The organism is Mesorhizobium sp. M7A.F.Ca.ET.027.02.1.1, from assembly GCF_004022985.1.
GTDB lineage: Bacteria > Pseudomonadota > Alphaproteobacteria > Rhizobiales > Rhizobiaceae > Mesorhizobium.
In genome coordinates this window covers 1-910 of record NZ_RZOL01000828.1, presented here as the reverse complement: position 1 = coordinate 910, position 910 = coordinate 1, and the positions used below count along the sequence as shown (strand labels likewise).

General features: G+C 59.3%; 1 protein-coding gene and 1 pseudogene. Both read right to left on the bottom strand.

The window, feature by feature from the left end; genetic code table 11:
- Positions 1 to 182: pseudogene (locus EN749_RS36465) on the bottom strand (carbohydrate ABC transporter permease); the annotation flags it as partial.
- A gap of 1 nt (position 183) precedes the next feature.
- A partial coding sequence (locus tag EN749_RS36460; RefSeq protein WP_145991209.1) for a sugar ABC transporter permease occupies positions 184 to 910 on the bottom strand: 727 nt, incomplete at its 5' end.

The window sequence follows — 910 nt, the reverse complement described above, 5'->3', positions numbered from 1 at the left end:
GCTTCCGTCTGGGTGGAACTGGCGAACGAGTTCCACCAGCCCGAGGCGATGATCTGGTTCTTGTCGCGCAGCGACGAAACCAGGATGCCGAGCGTCGGTATGGTCCAGATTGCGACGAAGATGAGCACGGCGATGTGGACGCCAAAGCGGCTGGCGAAGGAATTTCCGGTCGCGACGGCCATCTCAATGTTCTCCCGTCTCTTTGTTCGCCTGGCGGATGTTCCAGACCATGATCGGGATGACGGCAATCATGATGATGATGGCGATGGTGGCGCCGCGGCCGAAATCGCCGCCGCCGCGGAACATCCAGTCGAACATCAGATTGGCCAGCACCTGGCTGTTCCACTGGCCGTTGGTCATGGTCAGCACGATGTCGAACACTTTGAGCACCAGAATGGTGATCGTGGTCCAGACCACGGCGATGGTGCCCCAGATCTGCGGCACCATGATCTTCCAGAAGATCTGGAACGGATTGGCGCCGTCGATGACGGCGGCTTCCAGCGTTTCTTCGGGAATGCCGCGCAGGGCGGAAGACAGGATGACCATGGCAAAGCCGGTCTGAATCCAGATCAGGATGATCATCAGGAAGAAATTGTTCCAAAACGGCAGCGATATCCAGACCTGCGGTTGGCCGCCGAAATGCTGGATGATGGCGTTGAGGATGCCGATCTGGGTCTGGCCCTCGCCCCGATACTCGTAGATGAATTTCCAGATCACGCTGGCGCCGACGAAGGAGATCGCCAGCGGCAGGAAGATCAGGCTCTTGGCGATCGTGCCCCACCAGATCTTGTCGGTGAGCACGGCGATGATCAGCCCTAGGAACGTGCAGGCGGCGGGCACGACCGCCAGCCAGATGATGTTGTTGAGGATCGAGTTGCGGAACTCGCGATCGCCGAACGCCCATTCATAG